We start from the raw sequence: 18,835 nt of genomic DNA on the forward strand, positions 1-18,835 counted from the left end.
GAAAAAGATACTAAAATGACGTCACTGTGTAATTATGTTAAATTTATTTATGGGAGGCCTAAATGCAACAATATATTAATCAATTAAATGATGAATTAAAATATATAAAATCTACCTATAATAAAGTTAAAAAATCACAGTGCAATTATGATTTTGACCGTTATGTAAAGCCTTATGCCACGCAAATAGATTCTCTTCTTACACAGTTTTCCTATTATAAAGATGACATCGTAACATTACCTTATTTAAATGAATATAAATGGCAGATATTTTTACAAATGGTGAAAGAATTATCAGTTGAATGTCATTATTATAGAACAAGTCGCAAACTTTTTAATGAGAAATTTAAAAATGTGACTTATGTTTTAAATTACATGGCATCACAACTTGAAATTGGGGAATAATATGGTAAAAACAATTTATATAACTGGTTATAAATCATTTGAGTTGAATATTTTTAAAGATGACGCTCCGGAAGTTTATTATTTAAAACAATTTATACGTCATAAATTAATAAATTATCTTGATGAAGGACTAGAATGGGTGTTAATTCAAGGTCAAATGGGTATAGAACTGTGGACAGCTCAAGTTGTTATTGAGTTGAAAGCACAATATCCCGAACTAAAATTAGCGATTATCACACCATTTGAAGGTCATACGCAACGCTGGAATGAGCAAAATCAATTAGTCTATAACCAACTGGTAGCCAAAGCAGATTATGTGGATAGTATTTATCATAGTCAATATAAGGGGGCTTTTCAGTTTAAACAGGCTGACCGCTTTATGCTGGAACATTCTGATTTGACGCTACTTATTTATGATGAAGAGCAAGAGGGGAGTCCCAAGTTTTTTAAAGCGATGTTAGTTGATTTTATGTCTAAAACAAACTATACTTGTGATATTGTGACGTTTGATGAATTACAAGATTTCATTAATGATTTACAGTGGGCTGAAGATTAAAGTTTTGAAAAATGAGGTGGATAAAATGGCAGATGTATCTTTAAAGCTATCAGCTAAAGATATTTATGAGAAAGATTTCGAAAAAACTATGGCACGTGGCTACAGAAGAGAAGAAGTAGACGCTTTTCTGGATGACATTATTACTGACTATCAAAAGATGGCAGATATGAACAGTGAAGTTGTAAAATTATCAGAAGAAAATAACAAATTAAAAAAAGAACTGGAAGAATTAAGATTACGTGTAGCAACATCTAGACCCCAAGACAACAAATCTTTCGCTTCTGGCAGTGCCAACTCTAACAACAATAACGTCGATATTTTAAAAAGAATTTCAAATCTTGAAAAAGCTGTATTTGGTAAATAAAGACATTTACGTTTGTTACTAAGAAATATAATATGGTATAATCGCAAAAGTGATATTTTGGGTAATCGCTATAGCAATATAGAGGAAAGTCCATGCTCACACAATCTGAGATGATTGTAGTGTTCGTGCTTGATGAAATAATAAATCAAGGCATTAATTTGACGGCAATGAAATAACCTAAGTCATCAGATAAGGTTAAATTAATTTGAAAGTGCCACAGTGACGTAGCTTTTATAGAAATATAAAAGGTGGAACGCGGTAAACCCCTCGAGTGAGCAATCCAAATTAGGTAGGAGCACTTGTTTAGCGGAATTCAACGTATAAACGAGACACATTTCATCTGAAATAAGATGATAGGTAGACAGATGATTACCACCCGCGTACCAGTGCAGCTAGTACACATTATGAGTACAACGGAACAGAACATGGCTTACAGAAATATCATTTACTAGTTTAGCTCTCCCTTTGTGCGGAGAGCTTTTTTCATGTAATTTCATTACTAAACTATTCAGAACTATGATTATTCGTTAAAATAGACTTTGAAATCACTTAATTAAAGGAGATTAAACATGTTTCAATTATTAGCTGTTTGTCCAATGGGATTAGAAGCAGTGGTCGCAAAAGAAATTCAAGACCTAGGCTATGAAACTCAGGTAGAAAACGGGCGTATATTCTTTGAAGGCGATGAATCTGCCATAGTAAAATGCAATCTTTGGTTACGTACCGCTGATCGAGTAAAAATTGTAGTTGGTCGTTTTAATGCGACAACTTTCGAACAATTATTTGAACAAACAAAATCATTACCATGGGAAACTATTATTGATAAAGATGGCAGCTTTCCAGTCCAAGGAAAAAGCGTTAAATCAACACTCTACAGCGTACCTGATTGCCAAGCTATAACTAAAAAAGCGATTGTTGAACGCTTAAAATATGCTTATCAAGAATCTGGATGGCTAAATGAAACAGGTGCAAAATTCCCTGTGGAAGTATCGATTTTAAAAGATAATGTGTTATTAACGATAGATACCTCTGGTTCTGGGCTAAATAAACGGGGTTATCGTTTAGCTCAAGGTGAAGCACCTATAAAAGAAACTTTAGCTGCAAGTTTGATAAAATTAGCAAATTGGACAGGACAAACACCATTAATCGATCCTTTTTGTGGTTCAGGAACAATAGCTATTGAAGCATGTCTTATAGCACAAAATATTGCGCCAGGGTTTAATAGGGAATTTGTATCTGAAGCATGGCATATTATTCCAGAAGATCTTTATGAAAAACTGCGTAACGAAGCCGACCAACAAGCAGATTATGATAAAGAAGTCGAAGTCTATGCCTATGATATCGATCCAGATATGATTGAAATTGCTAAACGTAACGCTGCAGAGGTAGGATTAAGTGATATCATTCAATTTGAAGTTAAAGATGTGAATACACTAACTATTCATCGTGAAGAACCAATGGCATTAATAGGCAATCCACCATATGGTGAACGTATCGGCGATAGAGAAGAGGTCGAAACAATGTATCGTTACATTGGTAAATTGATGGCACAGCATCCCTTGTTATCAACTTACATTTTAACGAGCAATAAAGAATTTGAGTTTTTAGCTAATCGTAAAGCGACAAAACGTCGTAAATTATTTAACGGTTATATCGAATGTAATTATTATCAATATTGGGGTAAAAAACCGCAATATTAACATATGAGTTATCTGCAATAATAAATTTAGTCACAAATAATTCATTCGCACTCTTATCATTACTATTGTAAAGTAAGGATAACTGAGTTTTTAGTTAACATATACAGAAGAATTACATCATAGTTAGGAGAGATAAATATGAAGACTGTTTTAATTATCGGTGCCAATGGTAAAGTTTCCATTGAAGCTACTAAAATATTTTTGGAAAATACAACTTATAATGTAGATTTATTTTTAAGAAATGCGCATCGTATACCCGACTATAGATCAAATCGCATCACGGTATATGAAGGTGACGCTAAAAATGAACAAGATATCGTTAAAGCGCTGGATAAAGTAGATGTTGTCTTTGCTAGTCTATCAGGCTCTATGGACGCTGAAGCAACAGCTATTGTAAATGCAATGGCACAAAAAAATGTTTCTCGCCTTATCTTTATCGCTGCTCCAGGAATTTATGATGAATTACCAGATAAATTCAATCAATTTAATAAAGAACAATTTGGTAATAAATTGCTAAAATACCGTAAAGCAGCTGATATTATCGAAGCTTCAAATTTAGACTATACAATTATTCGTCCAGCCTGGTTTACATTTAAAAATGAAACCGATTATGAAGTGACCCAAAAAGGAGAGCAATTTAAAGGTACAGAAGTATCAAGAAAAAGTGTTGCTAATTTAGCAGTTAAAATAGCAAAAAATCCATCGCTGCACTCCAAAGAAAATATTGGCGTAAACAAGCCAAATACTGATGGAGACAAACCAGCATGGATGTAGTAATCCAAGTCACTATGTCGCAAAATAATTAAATTAAAGCTGTACAGCCACATCAACTTTTAAAAAAACTCAATAAAATTTTCAAGAACGTAAAGTGTTTTATTAAGCGCTTTGCGTTCTTAATCGTTGTTGTGAAAAACATTGAAATCATTTTTGACTGTAATTCTTTTTGTTTATATTCATTTTCCAGCCATTTTCACTTTATTAATGCACGTATTTATTTGTAAAATAAAGCTATGTACTGTGACAAAGGGGAAGCGCTTATGATAAATCAAAGTCAATTAGACCATTTATATAAACTAAAAAAAGAAATAGAAAAATCTAACAACAAACAATTAATTAACACAATTAACCAAGTTATTAAAAAAGTATATTTAAATCAATTTACCATTTCATTTGTCGGTCATTTTTCAGCCGGTAAATCTACACTTATCAATTTACTATTAGAACAAGATATACTACCAAGTTCTCCTGTTCCAACAACAAGTAATACAGCCATTGTGTCTGTTGCAGAAGAAGAGGGGATTATTGCTAATATTACCGGTCAGCAATATACCAGACTTAAGACGTATGATGAAGTCAAACAGATGAATAGGTTAAATGTAGATGTCGAATCAATAGAAATTGCAATTAACTCAACAAAATTCAAACCAGGATTTACATTGCAAGATACACCTGGTGTAGATTCAAATATATCAACACATTTATCTTCAACCGAACAATATATGTATACAAGCAATCTTATCGTTTATACAGTCGACTACAATCATGTGCAATCAGCTTTGAATTTCAAATTTTTAAAACGGATGAACGAAGCAGGATTGCCTGTAGTATTTGTTATTAATCAAATTGATAAACACCAGGAAGAAGAACTAAGCTTCGATACATTTAAGAAAAAGGTAGCACAATCCATTAAAGAATGGGATATCAATGTAGAGCAAATTTACTATGTCTCTAAATTTGAACATCCACATAATCAATTAAAAGACCTGTCACGTGACTTAGTAACTATGGATGAACATAGAGAATCCATCAATCAATACGTCGAGCGAACATTAGATTTTATCGCGCATTCACAACTGTCATATATTCAAAGTGAGCTTCAAAATATTTTAGAAACTTTGGATATTGAGGAACAAGATTTTCAAGAAGCATATTTACGTTTTCAACAAAATCAAGCTGTAAGCGAAGAAGCAAAGATGTTAAATAATCCACAAGAATTATTGCGTTTTCTTAAAATGAAACGGAAAGACATACTTGAAAATGCATATATCATGACACACGATATGCGTGAACAAATACGATTTTATCTAGAAAGTATGTCAAAAGATTTTAAAGTGCACGGTTTTCTAAATAAGAAGAAAAAGAAGGAAGCGGAACAACAACGTCGCCTTAAACTTGTAATCGATATGTTACAAGACAAAGTCAATCAGCAAATTCGTCAACCTATGCGAGAAGATATGTCCTTTTTAACGCGCTTCATCAATAATAGTACAGTAACTTCAAACATATTAAATCAACATTATCACATCGATGAAGCCTTGGTATCATCTTTATACCAACCTCAAACAGCAATTAGTAATACCTATGTACTTACATTTTCTGATGATACATTAAAGGCCATTCGTAAATTTGTAGAACAAGAATCTGAACCATTATTTGAGCAGGCATCTAAGTATGCTCAAGCTAACGATTTATCTGATGATGCAGACAATGATTTAACGATTTATGAACGGTTTATTGAATTAAAACAGTTAAAAGAGTCTCTCACAACAAAGAATTATCGTCATTATTATATACATTTGGATGATTCTTTAGATAAACTCATCGGACGTACCGAAACAAATTATATGTTATCAGAAACTACAGATTCACATGAACACAATCATATTGAAACAGTTAAGCATAAAGAAAAAACACAACATGCCGATATAGCTGAAGACTTAAACATCATAAAAGATATACCACTTTTTGAACAAACAAAAATGGATATTCAAGACACTTTAAAACGCATGAACCAAAACATAGTAAAAATAGCAGTATTTGGCACATTTAGTGCAGGAAAAAGCAGTTTAATTAATGCTTTACTTGGAGATACATATTTAGTTAGTTCTCCTAATCCTACAACTGCAGCCACTACCGAATTGTCATATGGTGAACAAAGTTATATCACGTTAAAAACAAATGACCAATTAGTAGCCGAATTAAACGATATACTGAAGTATCATCACTTATCATTTGATAGTCTTGAAGCACTGTTAAAAAGTGATTTAAATCAAATCAAACAAAAATTACCTAAAAATCAACTTGCATTTATCAATGCTATTGAAAAACATGCTTCATTGTATCAAACTATGCTCACTCAAGGTACAAAACATAATATTGAACAAGCAGAAATTAAAAAATGGAGTTCTGAAGATGCGTATGCCGCTTTCGTAAAAACTGTACACTTAAAACTGCCAATCGAATGGTTACAGGATAAAATTATTGTTGATTCATTAGGTTTACATTCAAATAACCAACGTCATACTAATGAAACTGAACAAATTTTAACTTCGGCAGATTTAATTCTCTATGTTAGCTACTTTAATCACTCATTTACAGATAATGATAAGGCCTTTATAGAACACATGAAGGCAATGAATCAATTAAATGATCATCAATCGTTTAAAATGATAGTAAATGCAATTGACTTAGCAGAATCAAAAAATGACATTGATAGTGTAAAAGAATATGTTTTTAATGCTTTAAATCAGGTAGGTTTAAAGTCTGAAATTTATACAGTATCAAGTCGCATCGGCCTTAAAAGAAAAGATGAAGGCATCATTAACTTAAGAGATAGTATTGATTATTTTGCAAAAGTAGAAGCAAAGTCTATTTTAGAAACACAAATGATACATCAATTAGCACAAATTAAACAGGCCTATGCAGAATTAATTGATGATTATTATAACAATGAAGCACAACTAAGAACTCGAAATAATAAATTACAACAATATCAGCAAGAAACACATGTTGCTACACAACTCATAACAACATCAAGTCAATTATCTATTAATGAAATTGATGACCAAATTTATTATTTAAATGATAGATTAAAATTGCAATTATTAGACGACGTTAAAAGTGTTTTTAATAGTCAATTGACTCAGCATCCTGACTTCTCAAAACAAAAGTCAGACGCCACAAAAGACTATTTAACTCAAATTCACCAACGTTTTTACTTAGAACAAACACTTATTACTGAACGAATTAAAAAACATTTCCAACATGATATAGAACGTCAACTATCTCCAGTATTAAAAAAATTAGAACAAGTTCATATTTTCATTCAACCTGAACTAAATATTAATATTGAAATTAGCAATACACCGAAACTTACTATTGAATTAGAAGATATGTTAAAGGTATTACCTAAAAATCTAACAAAACGTAATATTTTAAATCATAATATTCAAAGAAAAATACAACAAAATATTGCACAGCAAACCTTACATTTAATACAAAATGGTTTAAACGACTTACGTCACAAGCTCCAAAATGTCATAAAGGACATGGAAGATCAATACGAACATGTATTTTTAGACTTAGAAAACGAAGTACAGACACAAATTCAAACACTTTTATCATTTAAACTGGACAATCAACTTATCACATCTATAGAACAAGCAGCGCGTCAATTAGATCATATTTTACAAGGGAAAGAAGGCCACACTTATGACGAATAGAGTATTACTAGTAGATGGTATGGCATTATTATTTAGACATTTTTACGCAACAAGCTTACACAATCAATTTATGTATAATTCGAAAGGTATACCTACAAATGGCGTTCAAGGTTTTGTAAGACACATTTTTTCAGCTATTCATGATATAGCACCAAGTCATGTTGCAGTTTGCTGGGATATGGGACAAGAAACATTTAGAAATCAAATGTATGCTTCATATAAGCAAAACCGTCCTGCACCACCAAATGAACTCATTCCACAATTTGATTATGTCAAAGAAATCGCAACTCAGTTTGGTTTTGTAAATATTGGTGTTGTCAATTATGAAGCTGATGATGTTATAGGTAGCTTAGCCCAAACTTATTCAGATCAAAATGAGGTATTTATTATTACTGGGGACAAAGATATATTGCAATGTATCAATCCTAATGTAGAAGTTTGGTTAACCAAAAAAGGCTTTAATATATATAATCGTTACACACTTGAACGTTTTCTTGAAGATTATGGAATTACACCAAAGCAATTCATTGATGTTAAAGCTTTCATGGGAGATACAGCAGACGGCTATCCCGGCGTTAAAGGTATAGGTGAAAAAACGGCACTTAAGTTAATAAAAGAACATCAAAGTGTCGAAGGTGTCCTTAGTAATATTAGTAAGCTAACCCAAGGCCAACAAACAAAGATTAATAGTCATATTGATGACTTAAAACTTTCTAAACAACTTGCTGAAATATATACCAACGTACCACTAGATACGGAGTCATTATTTGATAAAATGACATACGCCAATACGTTACAAAATATATTGTCAATTTGTAATGAACATGAACTATTTGTCTCAGGTAAATATCTTGCGACTAACTTTAGTTAAGTAACATAATTTAAAAGTAAAAAACAAAAGTTGTAAAATCACACACACATATATATCGTATATTGCATGACGCTTGAGGAAGTAATGCTAGTTAGAGCCGAAACTGAGACAACACCCTAGGAAAGCGAAACCATAAAATACGAAGCATTACAAATAAAGAACCGTTTGGGACATCATTATGTTTAGACTATGAACTATATAAAGTGGCAGTGTTGACTGGCTTGAAAATACGCTTATACCAAGCTTTTTTCAAGTCTAGTTGACCTTGCGTAATACGAATTCAAAATGAATGATGTTAATGACTCTTATTTATAGACAATGGGAGACGCACATAATTAATTATAAACAACTCTAATAAAATAATCTTTTTTAATTTTAACCATATTATGAACAAGGGTTGACATTATTAAAAAGGTGATGTAATATACTGAAATATAAGAATTATCAGATAATTTGAAGGATAAGTAGTTTTACGTTACGTAACAATAAGAAAGCTAATGGGTGATGTAAATTAGCACGGCGTGTTAAATGAATTGGGTCTTCAAAGTTTAAAATATGACTATATTAATGAGTGAACAATGTATATTGTTAATTAAGGTGGCACCACGGTAACGCGTCCTTATGTGTTTAGCGTTAACGTGTTTTTTTACGCTTTAATTACTGAAATTAGTAGTTGTTTATACGGTAGTTTTAGAAAGTTAGTGGTTGATGAAAACTAACACCTTGAATGATGAAATTGGGTTCAGTAAATTTTATCAATATTATATTTTAAAGTGAACAATATCTAACCTATATTGTTAATCAAGGTGGTACCGCGCAACAGCGTCCTTTTGTATAGAGGATGCTGTTTTTTTATGGAAGGAGCTTAAAATGAAAATTTATTACAAAGTTTTGAAGGCAACGATGACGCCAGAAGCACTTGCACAATTAAGTACGAAAAAGATTATTTTAGAAAGTGCTAATCAAACTCAGGTCAAAGGTCGCTACTCAATTGTTGCTTTAGATTATTACGGCACAATAACACTATATGATGATTTTTTAGAAATTAAGACGCAGCAACAATCAGAAACGATAACAACTCATTTTTATGATTATTTTAAAAATTATATAAATCAATTTAATGAGTCCATATCGCATTCTGACTTGCAGGACTTACCCTTTATTTCAGGATTTATTGGTTCATGTAGTTTTGATTTAGCACGCCATGAATTTCCAATTTTGAAAAAAACACCACTCAAGTTAAACAATGAACATGATGCAAGATTTTTCATGATTGAAGATGTATATGTATTTGATCATTATAAAGATGATTTGTATGTCATTGCGACCAATCAATTTTCATTAGCATCACAAGAACAATTAGAAGCACGTGTTGAGAATAATATAAAAAGACTCTACAATATTCAACCGCTTCATCAAACTATTGATTTTCAACATCATAAAGTTATAACAAGTAATATTGATAAAACATCGTTTTTAAATATGATTAGCCAATATAAACAAAAAATTCAATCTGGAGATATGTTTCAAGTTGTCCCATCACGCATCTACAGTTATCAACATCACTTTGGCAATCAGTTACATCAATTAACATTTCAATTGTATCAAAATTTGAAAAGACAAAATCCAAGTCCTTACATGTACTATATTAATATGGATGAGCCTATTATCATAGGTAGTTCTCCTGAAAGCTTTGTCAAAGTTCATAAAGATAAAGTTTACACTAATCCTATAGCTGGAACAATTCAACGTGGTACAACACCAGATGAAGATTTAGCTCATGCACAACAACTACTCAATGATTCTAAAGAGCGCAGCGAGCACAGTATGCTTGTTGACTTAGGTAGAAATGATATCAATAGAATAGCGCTACCAGGTTCAACCAGCATATTAAAACTTATGGAAATTGAAAAATACGAGCATGTGATGCATATCGTTAGTGAAGTACGAGGCAATGTCGATAAATCATTATCACCGATGACTATAATTGCAAGTTTATTGCCAACTGGCACTGTATCAGGCGCACCAAAATTACGTGCTATTCAACGGATTTATGAAAGCCACCCATATAAACGTGGCATCTATAGTGGGGGCATTGGCTACATAAATTGTAATCAAGATTTAGATTTTGCACTTGCTATACGTACAATGCTAATAGATGACAAAGAAGTTCATGTTGAAGCAGGTTGCGGTGTTGTTTATGATTCGATTCCTGAAAAAGAATTACGAGAAACGCAATTAAAAGCAAAAAGTTTATTGGAGGTCACACCATGATATTAATTATCGATAACTATGATTCATTTACCTATAACTTAGTTGACATAGTGTCAAAACATCAAAATGTCATCGTAAAATATCCTGACGATCCAGATGCATTAACATATCAAGAAACGGTATCTGGTGTTATTATTTCCCCTGGTCCAGGCCATCCTTTAGATAACAATTATCTGTTACAAATAATAGAAACATACAAAAATTTACCAATATTAGGCGTTTGTTTAGGCGCACAAGCGTTGACTTGTTATTACGGTGGTCGAGTAATCCAATCTGACACTGTCATGCATGGTAAAGTCGATATTATGCACCAAACTTATTCATCATTATTGTATAAAGGGTGTCCTTCGTCATTTAATATCATGCGTTACCATTCACTTATTTCAGATGCCAATCATTTTCCTAAAAATTTAATCATTACAGGAAAAACGGAAGATTCTATTCAATCATATGAGCACAATAAACGTCCGCATTATGGCATACAATATCATCCAGAATCATTCGCCACCGATTATGGAGAACAAATTATTACTAATTTCTTAAACATCACACAGAAAGGCTAACAACAATATGAAATCAACAGAATCACTAACTAACCATCACCCATTTTCTCAAGCAGATGCTAACAACTTGATTAAAATACTCATTGATCCCAAAGTGGAAAACCATGACAAAGTTGAATTGTTACAAACATTTACAGACAGAGAACTACAACAGAAAGAATTAACACATCTGGTTCGCAGCTTAATTCAAACGATGTACCCTGTCCAACCATCCTACCCAGGTGCAATGTGTGTCTGTGGCACTGGCGGAGATAAATCAAATAGTTTTAATATTTCTACAACCGTTGCATTTATTGTTGCAGCAGCAGGCGTGCCAATTATTAAACATGGAAACAAAAGTATAACATCACATTCTGGCAGCACTGATTTACTACAACAACTTAATATTCAAACAACCAAAGTTGAAGACGTAAGTCAACGCTTAGATAATAAAGGTTTAGCCTTTGTAAGTGCACCTGAAGCATATCCTGTAATGAAATATATTCAACCAGTAAGAAAAATGATTGGTAAACCGACATTTTTTAATTTAATAGGTCCTATTATTAATCCTTTTGCACTGACTTATCAAGTTATGGGGGTCTTTGATCCAAACCAATTGGACTCAATCATCCATACTTTAAAAGATTTAGGACGACGTAGAGCAATTGTCTTACATGGTGCGCACGGCATGGATGAAGCCACATTATCAGGTAATAATTTAATTTATGAACTAGATGAAAATGGTAACGTAAACCACTACACATTAAATGCACAAGACTTAGGATTTTCATATGCACCTGATAGCGAACTTAAAGGAGGTAGCCCAGAAGAAAATAGACGTATTACCTTAGATATTCTAAACGGAAAAGACAGATCATCAAAAAGAGATGTTGTCGTCCTTAATGCAGCAATTGCACTTTATGTCGCTGAAAAAGTACATAGCATTCAAGCTGGAATATCAATAGCTGAGTATTTAATAGACAATGGACTTGCTATGAAACAATGCTTAATTGTAGAAGGGAATGCGTAATGATGACTATTTTAACTGAAATTGTCGATTATAAAAAAAGACTATTAGCTAATGGTTACTATGACAACAAACTAAAATCATTAAAAGATTTAACGCCAATAAATAAGCCTACATTTAAATCTACACTTAGCAAAAGTAAACATTTATCTATCATTGCTGAAATTAAAACGAAAAGTCCTTCAGTTCCAAAATTCAATGTAAAAGATTTAGTTAAACAAGTTCAAGAATATGAGGCTAATGGCGCAGCTGCAATTTCTATATTAACGGATGAACATTATTTCGATGGAAGCTTTGAACGTCTACAAAACTTATACAGCCATACAACACTTCCTATACTTTGTAAAGATTTTATTATTGATACGATACAAATCGATGTTGCAAAGAAAGCTGGGGCCTCAATGATATTACTAATCGTTCATTGTTTAACAGATAGTAAACTAAAACAACTTTACAAATATGCACATAAACTAGGTTTGGAAGTACTGGTTGAGGTCCACAGCATTAAAGAATTACAACGTGCGCATCAACTTAATGCATCATTAATCGGAATTAATAATAGGGATTTAACAACTTTTAACACTCATGTAGAACATACCAATCAAATATTACGTCAAAAACATTCTGGCAGATTCTACATTTCTGAAAGTGGTATCCATTCGAGAGAAGACGTGCTATCAATAGTACAGACAGGAATATCTGGTATACTCATTGGCGGTGCTTTAATGAATTGCACAAATATCTCTGAATTCTTGCCAAGTCTTATGTTAGAAAAGGTAAATTTATGAAATTAAAATTTTGCGGTTTCCAAACAAAACAAGATATTTTAAATGCACAACAACTCAACATCGATGCACTAGGAATGGTTTATTATGATAAAAGTAAGCGTCATATTCAAGCTGATACAATCGCTTATTTATCACAGCTAATTCCCAAAGCAATTGAATGTGTATTAGTCGTCGTTAATCCATCATGGGACAATTTGCAATATATACTTCAATATGCGCAGATTAATTGCGTACAGTTTCATGGAACTGAAAATATTAAACTTATCTCTAAAACTAAACAGAATTTCAAGAATATTAAAATAATTAAAGCTTTACCTGCTAACTCACAACTACTTAAACAAATTAAATATTATCGAGAGGTTGCAGATAGTTTTATTATTGATACTCCATCTGCTTCATATGGTGGCACAGGACAGTCATATGATTGGCAGATTTTAAAGTCTTTACCTACAGATATAAATTATTTAATAGCTGGTGGGCTTACGTTGAACAAAATAAAATATATTGAAACCTTAAATTTGAGCCATGCTGGATACGATATTTCTAGCGGTATAGAAACAGACAATCATAAAGATTTAAATAAAATGAAAGCAATCATTCAACATGTTAAAGGAGCGATTTATCATGTATAACAATATTCAAACAGAAGCAGATCAATTAGGTTTTTTTGGCGAATACGGTGGACAATTTGTACCAGAAACATTAATGCCAGCAGTATTAGAATTAAAACAAGCTTATAATAAAGCAAAAAAAGATCCTCAATTTCAACAAGAGCTAAATGATTATTTAACTGAATACGTAGGTCGAGCCACACCATTAACCTTTGCACAATCTTACACACAACGTTTAGGCGGCGCAAAGATATATTTAAAACGTGAAGATTTAAATCACACTGGTGCTCATAAAATAAATAATGCGCTTGGACAAGCTTTACTGGCAAAACGTATGGGCAAACGTAAATTGGTAGCGGAAACTGGTGCAGGACAACATGGTGTAGCAAGTGCAACCGTTGCAGCATTATTCGATATGGAACTAATTGTATTTATGGGGAAAGAAGATATCCAACGTCAACAACTAAACGCGTTTCGTATGGAACTCTTAGGCGCAAAGGTAGTCTCAGTTGAAGATGGTCAAGGGACATTATCAGACGCCGTTAATAAAGCATTACAATACTGGGTTAGTCATGTTGATGATACACATTATTTACTCGGTTCAGCACTAGGACCTGATCCATTTCCTACGATAGTAAGAGATTTTCAAAGTGTTATCGGAAATGAAATTAAAACACAAATATTAGAAAAAGAAGGCCGCTTGCCTAATGCCGTTGTTGCTTGTGTTGGAGGTGGCTCTAACGCGATAGGAACATTTTATCCTTTTATAAAAGATGAAGTCCAATTATATGGTGTTGAAGCTGCTGGGGAAGGTGCAAATACAAACAAACATGCACTTGCTATAGGCAAAGGTAAACCAGGTGTACTACATGGCGCAAAAATGTATCTTATTCAAGATAGACACGGTCAAATAGAACTTGCACATTCTATTTCAGCTGGCTTAGATTATCCCGGCATTGGTCCAGAACATTCATACTATAACGATATTGGTAGAGTCCATTATACGAATGCAACTGACACAGAAGCAATGGAAGCACTCATCCGTTTTACTAAAGATGAAGGCATTATCCCTGCCATAGAAAGCGCGCATGCTTTAAGTTATGTTGAAAAATTAGCGCCACAAATGGATAAGGATCAGTTGCTTGTGGTGACGATTTCTGGTCGTGGTGATAAAGACATGGAAACTATAAGACAATACATTCAACAAAGAGGTGATAGCCATGCACAATAAATTATTTATTCCATATGTAATGGGAGATAAAGATTTCATTCAACATGTCAAATTATTAAGTGAACATGGCGCTGATTACATTGAGATTGGTGTACCATTTTCAGATCCTGTTGCCGATGGACCAATCATTATGAAGGCAGCCAACCAAGCTATTAAAGATAATGTAACTATTGATACTATATTTGAACAACTTAAACAGAACCAACATCAAATTAAAGCAAACTATATCCTTATGACTTATTATAATATTGTCATGACTTACGGTATAGAAGCATTCTTTAAATCATGCGAAGAAGCAGGGGTATATGGTTTAATTATTCCAGATTTACCATTTGAACTCACTGAGAAATTAAAAGAACAAGTGACTAACTATTCAGTTAAAATAATTTCATTAGTAGCTATGACAGCCCCTGAAGAACGTATAAGAGAAATTGCCACACATGCAGAAGGTTTTATTTATACAGTAACTATGAACGCTGTAACAGGTCAAAATGAATCATTTCATCCTGAATTAAAGCAAAAATTAGCGCTATTAAAGTCTATTACGCAAATTCCTGTTGTCTGTGGATTTGGTATACGTACACCTGAACAAGTTAGCGAAATCATTCAATATGCAGACGGTGTTGTCATTGGAAGTGAAATTGTAAAACGCTTAAAATCTCAGTCTCAAGAGGACATTATCACTTACATCAACTCAATTCGCCAAAGATTAAGCAGTCAATTTGATTAACCCTAAATCCGTTTTATAATTACCTTACTGAGATAATTATACTCAATCATTAGCATGCATAAATAAATGCAAAGCTTACAAAATTCAAAGTCAATACCACTCGAAGCGGACGAATTGGGGCCAGAAAAATTAGCCAGTAAATGAGTTTTTTGTTAATTCATTTACTGGCTAATTTATTGACATTATTTCATCTTATTTAATAGACTTCACTAAACTAAATGAAGGAGGTACCGAGTGTATAAAAATATATGCTAACAATATAAATTGACGTTTTAATACATTCAAATAGTACCTCTTAAGGAACCAAACCGGAAGAAAAGATTTTGACGTTCAAATTTTAATAAAAGATTTTCTTTATATATACGTTACATTAATATCCAAAATTGATCTTAAAGCATCTGTTTTAAAATATTTCGTCTTATTCAATCAAATACGAATTATTGAGCATTCATTATAATCATAATATAACTAAAATAGATATACTCAATATCATTGTTAATATTTTAGTTTTACCAGTATCTATTGTATACTTAATTCAATTAGCATATGGTGTTACAATTGAATATATCAGTAATTTTAGAGATTTTGATGTTCATTGACTACATTTAAATACTAGAAATTAATCAAATAATAATTAGGAGTTATATGAATGAAGTTTACAAATTTAACAGCAAATGAATTCGGTGATTTCACAGATCAAATGCCATATAGTCATTTTACTCAAATGACAGGTAACTATAATTTAAAAGTTGCCGAAAAAACAGAAACACATTTAGTTGGTGTTAAAAATAATAATAACGAAGTAATTGCAGCATGTTTATTGACAGCTGTACCAGTCATGAAGTTTTTTAAATACTTTTACAGCAATAGAGGCCCAGTTATAGATTATGCTAACCAAGAACTTGTACATTTTTTCTTTAATGAGCTAACTAAATATTTAAAAAAGTATAACTGTCTCTATGTCCGCATAGATCCATACTTACCTTATCAATATAGAGACCATGACGGTAATATAACGGCAAATGCTGGCAATGATTGGTTTTTCAATAAAATGGAACAACTCGGATACCATCATGATGGCTTTACAACAGGATTTGATCCAATATTACAAATCAGATTCCATTCTATTCTTAATTTAAAGGATAAGACAGCTAAAGATGTTTTAAATAATATGGATAGTTTACGTAAAAGAAATACAAAAAAAGTTCAAAAAAATGGAGTCAAAGTAAAGTTCCTTACTGAAGAAGAACTACCTATCTTTCGTTCATTTATGGAGCAGACGTCAGAATCTAAAGAATTCTCTGATAGAGACGACCAATTTTATTACAATCGGTTTAAGTACTATAAAGATAGGGTGCTTGTGCCTCTAGCATATTTAAAATTTGATGAATATATAGAAGAACTAACGAATGAACGACAAACTTTAGAAAAAGATTTAGGCAAAGCACTTAAAGACATTGAGAAACGACCAGATAACAAAAAAGCTTATAATAAACGAGACAACCTACAACAACAACTCGATGCCAATCAACAAAAGTTAAATGAGGCTAATCAGTTACAAGCGGAACACGGTAATGAGTTACCTATCTCTGCCGGTTTCTTTATTATTAATCCGTTTGAAGTTGTATACTACGCTGGAGGTACCGCTAATAAATATCGTCATTTTGCAGGTAGTTACGCGGTTCAGTGGACTATGATTAACTATGCTATCGAACACGGCATAGACAGATATAATTTCTACGGCATTAGTGGAAACTTCTCAGATGATGCTGAAGACGCAGGTGTCATTCGCTTTAAAAAAGGTTATGGTGCAGAAGTGATTGAATACGTTGGTGATTTTGTAAAACCTATAAATAAACCTATGTATAAACTTTATTCAGTGTTAAAACGAATTCAAAATAAGCTATAGAGGAGAATGGATTAATTATGAAATTTACAGAGTTAACAATTAAAGAATATGAAAACTTTGTACAAAATCCATCATTAGAAAGTCATTACTTCCAAGTAAAGGAAAATATCGTAACAAGGGAAAATGATGGTTTTCAAGTGGTATTATTAGGAATAAAAGATGAAAATAATAAAGTTCTTGCTGCTAGTCTTTTCTCAAAAATACCAACAATGGGTAGCTATGTCTATTATTCTAATCGTGGCCCTGTCATGGATTATACCGATCTTGGATTAGTTGATTTCTATCTAAAAGAACTAGACAAATACCTACATCATCATCAATGTCTATATGTCAAATTAGATCCGTATTGGATTTATCAAATCTATGATAAAGATGTTAACCCGCTTGAAAATCATGACAAAAACGATGCAATGATTAATTTATTAAAGTCTCACGGCTATGAACATCATGGATTCACTACAAAATATGATTCCTTTAGTCAAGTGCGGTGGATGGGGGTTTTATATTTAAAAAACGAAACACCTCAATCACTAAAAAAACAATTCGATAGTCAACGTAAACGCAATATAAATAAAGCGATAAACTTTGGAGTTAAGGTAAAATTCCTTGGTAGAGACGACTTTGATCAGTTCCTTGACCTCTATCGTGAAACTGAAGAACGCACTGGTTTTGTTTCTAAAACAGATGATTATTTCTACAATTTCATCGATACATATGGTGATAAAGCTTTAGTACCATTAGCATATATAAATTTAGACGAATATATTTCATCATTACAAGATGCTATTAATTATAAAGAAGCTCGACGTGACCAAATGATGACTAAAGAAAATAAAAGTGATAAGCAACTAAATAAGATTGCAGAATTAGACAAACAAATAGATCACGATAAAAAAGAACTTTTAAATTCTAGCGAACTACGTCAAACTGATGGTGCCGTACTAAATTTAGCTGCTGGCGTATACTTTGCTAATGCTTATGAGTTAAATTATTTTTCTGGAGGTTCTTCAGCAAAATACAATCATTTTATGGGTCCATATATGATGCATTGGTATATGATGAACTATTGCTTTGAACATGGCTATGATCGGTATAACTTCTATGGAGTATCCGGTGATTTTACTAAAGATAGTGAAGATTACGGTGTTTATCGCTTTAAACGAGGCTTCAATGTTCATATTGAGGAATTAATAGGGGATTTTTATAAACCAATTAATAAAGTTAAATATTGGCTATTCACAACATTAGATCGTATACGTAAGAAAATCAAAAAGTAACTAGATATTAAGAAGAAAAGCATTAAGGTAAACAACCACAATGCTTTTC

16 protein-coding genes and 1 other RNA gene are annotated in these 18,835 nt (G+C 32.2%); all 17 read left to right on the top strand.

Translation table 11 applies throughout. The annotated features are described in order from the left end of the window. Positions 1-62 precede the first annotated feature (62 nt). The 17 genes from AL499_RS01655 (at position 63) to AL499_RS01735 (ending at position 18,786) form a co-directional block, all read left to right on the top strand. The gene (locus AL499_RS01655; protein ID WP_002478186.1) at positions 63-404 is read left to right on the top strand and encodes a DUF1798 family protein; all 342 of its coding nucleotides are present in this window, start codon (positions 63-65) and stop codon (positions 402-404) included. Between the two features lies 1 nt (position 405). Further along, positions 406-960: an SLOG family protein gene (locus AL499_RS01660; protein WP_002459102.1), complete on the top strand. Its 555-nt coding sequence runs from the start codon at positions 406-408 to the stop codon at positions 958-960. A 25-nt stretch (positions 961-985) separates the two neighbouring features. Beyond that, positions 986-1,324 carry a cell division regulator GpsB gene (gene gpsB, locus AL499_RS01665; protein ID WP_002478187.1) on the top strand — a complete coding sequence of 113 codons (339 nt, stop codon included), beginning with the start codon at positions 986-988 and terminating at the stop codon, positions 1,322-1,324. A gap of 53 nt (positions 1,325-1,377) precedes the next feature. After that, positions 1,378-1,762: RNase P RNA component class B (rnpB, locus tag AL499_RS01670), an RNA gene on the top strand. 131 nt (positions 1,763-1,893) lie between these two features. Next, a complete protein-coding gene (locus AL499_RS01675; RefSeq protein ID WP_002491877.1) occupies positions 1,894-3,024 on the top strand; it encodes a THUMP domain-containing class I SAM-dependent RNA methyltransferase in 1,131 nt (376 codons plus the stop codon). A 138-nt stretch (positions 3,025-3,162) separates the two neighbouring features. Next, entirely contained in the window at positions 3,163-3,798 is a 636-nt protein-coding gene (locus tag AL499_RS01680; protein ID WP_002459105.1) for an SDR family oxidoreductase, read from the top strand. A gap of 263 nt (positions 3,799-4,061) precedes the next feature. Next, positions 4,062-7,526: a dynamin family protein gene (locus tag AL499_RS01685; protein ID WP_002491875.1), complete on the top strand. Its 3,465-nt coding sequence runs from the start codon at positions 4,062-4,064 to the stop codon at positions 7,524-7,526. Beyond that, entirely contained in the window at positions 7,516-8,397 is an 882-nt protein-coding gene (locus tag AL499_RS01690; RefSeq protein ID WP_002459107.1) for a 5'-3' exonuclease, read from the top strand. The genes AL499_RS01685 and AL499_RS01690 overlap by 11 nt, the downstream gene beginning before the upstream one ends. 870 nt (positions 8,398-9,267) lie before the next feature. Next, entirely contained in the window at positions 9,268-10,671 is a 1,404-nt protein-coding gene (locus AL499_RS01695) for an anthranilate synthase component I (protein ID WP_002459108.1), read from the top strand. Continuing rightward, on the top strand, positions 10,668-11,234 hold the full coding sequence (locus tag AL499_RS01700) for an anthranilate synthase component II (RefSeq protein WP_002491878.1): 567 nt from the start codon (positions 10,668-10,670) through the stop codon (positions 11,232-11,234). The genes AL499_RS01695 and AL499_RS01700 overlap by 4 nt, the downstream gene beginning before the upstream one ends. Positions 11,235-11,241: 7 nt before the next feature. Continuing rightward, the gene (gene trpD, locus AL499_RS01705; RefSeq protein ID WP_002478193.1) at positions 11,242-12,243 is read left to right on the top strand and encodes an anthranilate phosphoribosyltransferase; all 1,002 of its coding nucleotides are present in this window, start codon (positions 11,242-11,244) and stop codon (positions 12,241-12,243) included. A 2-nt stretch (positions 12,244-12,245) separates the two neighbouring features. Then, the gene (gene trpC / locus AL499_RS01710) at positions 12,246-13,028 is read left to right on the top strand and encodes an indole-3-glycerol phosphate synthase TrpC (RefSeq protein ID WP_037540405.1); all 783 of its coding nucleotides are present in this window, start codon (positions 12,246-12,248) and stop codon (positions 13,026-13,028) included. Next, positions 13,025-13,660: a phosphoribosylanthranilate isomerase gene (locus tag AL499_RS01715; RefSeq protein ID WP_002491882.1), complete on the top strand. Its 636-nt coding sequence runs from the start codon at positions 13,025-13,027 to the stop codon at positions 13,658-13,660. The genes trpC and AL499_RS01715 overlap by 4 nt, the downstream gene beginning before the upstream one ends. After that, a complete protein-coding gene (gene trpB, locus AL499_RS01720) occupies positions 13,653-14,870 on the top strand; it encodes a tryptophan synthase subunit beta (RefSeq protein ID WP_002491871.1) in 1,218 nt (405 codons plus the stop codon). The genes AL499_RS01715 and trpB overlap by 8 nt, the downstream gene beginning before the upstream one ends. After that, complete coding sequence (trpA, locus tag AL499_RS01725; RefSeq protein WP_002459114.1) at positions 14,860-15,600, top strand: tryptophan synthase subunit alpha; 741 nt, start codon at positions 14,860-14,862, stop codon at positions 15,598-15,600. The genes trpB and trpA overlap by 11 nt, the downstream gene beginning before the upstream one ends. A gap of 649 nt (positions 15,601-16,249) precedes the next feature. Beyond that, positions 16,250-17,509 (top strand): aminoacyltransferase, encoded by a 1,260-nt coding sequence (locus AL499_RS01730; protein WP_002478197.1) that lies wholly within the window; start codon positions 16,250-16,252, stop codon positions 17,507-17,509. Positions 17,510-17,526: 17 nt separating this feature from the next. Further along, entirely contained in the window at positions 17,527-18,786 is a 1,260-nt protein-coding gene (locus AL499_RS01735) for an aminoacyltransferase (RefSeq protein ID WP_002491880.1), read from the top strand. Positions 18,787-18,835 lie beyond the last annotated feature (49 nt).

The organism is Staphylococcus lugdunensis (genome assembly GCF_001558775.1).
Taxonomy (GTDB): Bacteria; Bacillota; Bacilli; order Staphylococcales; family Staphylococcaceae; genus Staphylococcus; species Staphylococcus lugdunensis.